We start from the raw sequence: 3,681 nt of genomic DNA on the forward strand, positions 1-3,681 counted from the left end.
TCGGTGTATCGAATCGCGTTCGATATCAGGTTGCCCAGCACGCGCTCGAGCAATACAGGGTCAGAGAAGGCGACCGCATCCGTCGGCGCGATGCGCAATGCGAGACCCTTGGCGGCGGCGAGCGGACGGTATTGGTTATCGATGCGAGTGAAAATCTCCGCGAGGCGAAAGTGCAGCGGGATCACCTGCGTGACGCCACTTTCAAGGCGCGCCAGATCGAGCACCTGATTAAAGAGCCCGTTCAGTGCTTCAACATTTGAAATGATACCGTCGGCCGTTTCGCTGCGTTGAGCACCGGAGGCCAACGTGTCCCTCAACGATTCGGCAAGCAAGCCGATCGCATGCAACGGCTGGCGCAGATCGTGACTGGCGGCTGCGAAAAAACGCGTCCTCGCGCGGCTCGCCTCTTCCGTCACCCGCTGCTGGATGGCGAGCGATTCAGCCAGCCGCTGCTGGTTCACCCGCGCCTCCACGACCCGCCGGAAGAGTGTCCGGTAGCGCGCGGCGTAGAAGTTCATCGCGATGAAAAACACCACGAGCACCGAGCCAATTACGATGCGGTCGCGCGTGGGCGAGCTGAAGTTCAGCACCACCGCGGGCATCAGGAGCAACGGAATCGCGCTGGAAAAATTGAAGAGGTCGAAGCCGCTCGACATGAAAACACCCGCCGCCAGCGTCACCAGCAGCACGGTATGGAGGACGGGAAGATCGGCTTGCTGGCTGTGGAACGCGAACCAGATCGACAAGCCGGGCGCGCTATACAGCACAATGCTTCGCAGCGCGTGAAGGTTGATCCACTTGCGTGGCGCGAATGTCGCCGGCCAATGACGGTTCCACGCCCACAGTGCTATTCCGCCAAAATTAGCGATGCTGTAAAAGACAATCCAGGCGGTGAACAGGCCTCGATGCGCAATTGAACCGAAATAAACTGCGCTCAAAGCCGCAATGGCTAACCAGTGCGTAAAGAATGCAATGGGGTCCTGAGCATAAAGAACCTTGGCGAGGTCTTTGTCTATTTCCCGCCGCATTGGATCGTTCTGCATCCTGTCAGCCCCTTTTTTACCAGATGCGCGCCTGGCTGACGCACGTGGGAACGACTTGCTAAAACGACACTGGACATAACGGTGGGGGCGTCGAGCCGCCTTAAGACCTTACACAAGTTTACCCGACGGCTATTACTTTAGCCATATGGCGCAACTCGCATCCGGTCACCATACTTCGCTCGACATCCAATAAAACATACGAGGGAGAGCAACATGGACACCATGACCGCGCACGCGCGTGTCGCGAACCTTGACACCGCAATACTTCCGGATCTCTGGCGCCGCCGCACCCATCTGTCGCATGACGAAATGGTGTCGATGTACCATTTGGTGCGCGGCGCGTTGCGCGCTTACCACCCGCTCGAACTCCAGTCACTTCGCGAAGACAAGGAAGAGCTCGTCGCGCAATTCATTTACGCCAAGGTGCTGCGTCTGGAACCGGGTCACTCCACGGCGAAGTCCTGCGCTGAAAGCGCGCCATCGAACAACTATGCCATTTGCGCTTATTTCAGACGCTATCTGATCGATTGCCTGCGCAGCGCGAGCCATCAGCGCAATGTATCGATGGAAGTGAGCGGCATCGATCAGCAAGTCGATGAACATGCTCAGGCTATAGAAGATCCCGTCAGGTCAGTGCTCCTGCAATACGGACTCGACGAATCCCGCGTGCGGCGCATGGCGCGCTGCTTCATAAGCGCGCTTGACCGGCACGAGCGTGTGGTGCTCGCGGGGACGCTCGGCCGCGATTCGGGCCGCAAGGGTGGGCTCTCGCGAATCGCGGCCGAGCACAAGGTGCCTTCGTATCACTATCGTGCAGTGAAACTGGGCGTGGCGTTGCGGAAAGCGGCGCGTCCCGCGGATTTCGCTGCAACGAAGATCGGCTGCTGGTTGAGCGACATTGTCGGCATCCCGATCAACGAAGAGAATCAGCCGGTGATGCTGGTCGTGCTCGATCTGCTTGCAGCCGAGTCCGTTGAGGGCGTGAATGGGTATCCGGTCGAATCTGCCAGTGAAGATGCAAGCGCTCATGCAAACGACTACGCAGGCGAATACGCAACTACGCCCGCAGCCGCGTGAAGCCGTCGTCGCTCCACGTTTCCCAACCCATCCGGATCGAATTGCCGCTTGATTGCCAGCAACGCCGGATGGTGCACGCCGCAGGATGAGTCCTGCCAGTCGCGCTCGAAAAATCACTCCTCGATACATACGAGCCCGCACGCGGCACCACGGTTCGCAGTGTCGCCGTCGCTTGGGCAGGCTCATCCGGCCGCACGCGCCGCATGGTCGGCCCGTCCAATACTGCCGCCAGTGCCGCCCTCACCGGCACGCCGCCAACAAGCGGCGCGGCCAGCGCTCCTTTAAGCCAGGTCCGCCTGTCTAAAGCGCACATGTCTCCTGTCACCTCGCGATTGCTGACGCTGATGCGTCTATTTGACCGTCTGGATCACTTCAAAACCTTCGAACTCCGGATGCCCCAGATAGAGCGAGCGCGTTTCATTGCCGGCATTCCGGTGTGCCGCGCGAAACGCATCGCTTTTGGTCCAGCCTTCGAAAGCGTCGTAGTTCGACCAGATCGTATGGCTGGAATAGAGTACGTGATCTTCCTTTTGAGGACCTTTCAAAAGGTGGAATTCCACAAAACCCGGCACCTCCTTGAGATGCGTGTCCCGGCTAGTCCAGAGATCCTCGAACGCGGTCTCGGACCCGAGGGCCACTTTGAAACGGTTCATGGCGATATACATATGGTCAGCTCCTTTGGTCGGTAAAGTGTGACGGCGCACCAGTTTATCGCCATCGCGCGGGGCTTGTTTCAGGGCAGGATGAAACGCCCGAATGCGGCTCTGAATGCGGCTCTCCGGTAGCCTGTACACCGGGATGGCGCCTGCTGGTCCGCAAGCGGGCTCGTGCTGCTGGTGGTATCGTGCCGCATCCGGACGTCCTTGGCCATTCGTACGTTTGTTCATTTATTTGCGGGCCTTTCATTTGCGCAGTGCCATGGCGCAGCCGCAATCTGCGTTCGCCAAATTCCCGCAGTCCGCTGTCAGTACGCGTCGAACACAAGTATTCCGTCATTCAATCTGTGGAGTATGCATGTCCCCGAATTCCCCGTCGGCTGCCACGGGTCCAGCCCAGGTCAAGATGACCAGCGGCCTGATCGCGTTGTTCGCTTTCTGCTGCGGCGCCATTGTCGCCAACCTGTACTATGCGCAGCCGATCATCGAAATGATCGGGCCGGATGTTCACTTGTCGAGCGGCGCGGCGAGCCTGATCGTCTCGCTCACGCAGATTGGTTATGCGCTCGGGTTATTTTTCCTCGTGCCGCTCGGCGATCTGCTGGAAAACCGCAAACTGATGATCGCGACGGCGCTGGTTTCCATCGCCAGCCTCGCGGCGGCCGCGCTCGTTCATCAGCCACACGCGTTCCTTGCCATCTCGCTGCTCGTCGGCTTCAGCTCGGTCGCGGTGCAGATCCTGATCCCGCTCGCCGCGCACCTTGCGCCCGATGAAACACGCGGACGGGTCGTCGGCACGATCATGGGCGGCCTGCTGCTGGGTATCATGCTGTCGCGGCCCATATCGAGTTTCGTGGCGGGTCACTTCGGGTGGCGCGTGGTGTTCGGTTCTGCCGCCGTGCTCA

At 59.7% G+C, this 3,681-nt stretch carries 5 protein-coding genes; 2 read left to right on the forward strand and 3 right to left on the reverse strand.

Annotated features, from left to right (window positions below; all coding sequences use genetic code 11):
- On the reverse strand, positions 1–1,043 hold a 1,043-nt coding region (locus ACFFAR_RS27690; protein WP_174364964.1), incomplete at its 3' end, for a HAMP domain-containing histidine kinase.
- 213 nt (positions 1,044–1,256) lie between these two features.
- Here ACFFAR_RS27690 and ACFFAR_RS27695 point away from each other — a divergent pair.
- Positions 1,257–2,120 (forward strand): hypothetical protein, encoded by an 864-nt coding sequence (locus ACFFAR_RS27695; protein ID WP_375508867.1) that lies wholly within the window; start codon positions 1,257–1,259, stop codon positions 2,118–2,120.
- Here the strand turns inward: ACFFAR_RS27695 and ACFFAR_RS27700 are convergent.
- A complete protein-coding gene (locus tag ACFFAR_RS27700; protein ID WP_174364965.1) occupies positions 2,101–2,433 on the reverse strand; it encodes a hypothetical protein in 333 nt (110 codons plus the stop codon). The two genes, ACFFAR_RS27695 and ACFFAR_RS27700, sit on opposite strands and share 20 nt — an antisense overlap.
- Before the next feature lie 37 nt (positions 2,434–2,470).
- Positions 2,471–2,785, reverse strand: a complete 315-nt coding sequence (locus tag ACFFAR_RS27705) for an antibiotic biosynthesis monooxygenase (protein WP_174364967.1) — start codon at positions 2,783–2,785, stop codon at positions 2,471–2,473.
- Positions 2,786–3,134: 349 nt separating this feature from the next.
- On the opposite strand from ACFFAR_RS27705, the gene ACFFAR_RS27710 reads away from it, so the two are divergent.
- A partial coding sequence (locus ACFFAR_RS27710; protein ID WP_174364966.1) for an MFS transporter occupies positions 3,135–3,681 on the forward strand: 547 nt, incomplete at its 3' end.

The organism is uncultured Caballeronia sp. (genome assembly GCF_964243625.1).
GTDB lineage: Bacteria > Pseudomonadota > Gammaproteobacteria > Burkholderiales > Burkholderiaceae > Caballeronia.

What these genes read in the sequence shown, in the direction of transcription:
- ACFFAR_RS27695 (WP_375508867.1), top strand. Translation starts at nt 1,257, where the DNA reads ATGGACACCATGACCGCGCACGCGCGTGTCGCGAACCTTGACACCGCA.
- ACFFAR_RS27700 (WP_174364965.1), bottom strand. Translation starts at nt 2,433, where the DNA reads ATGTGCGCTTTAGACAGGCGGACCTGGCTTAAAGGAGCGCTGGCCGCG.
- ACFFAR_RS27705 (WP_174364967.1), bottom strand. Translation starts at nt 2,785, where the DNA reads ATGTATATCGCCATGAACCGTTTCAAAGTGGCCCTCGGGTCCGAGACC.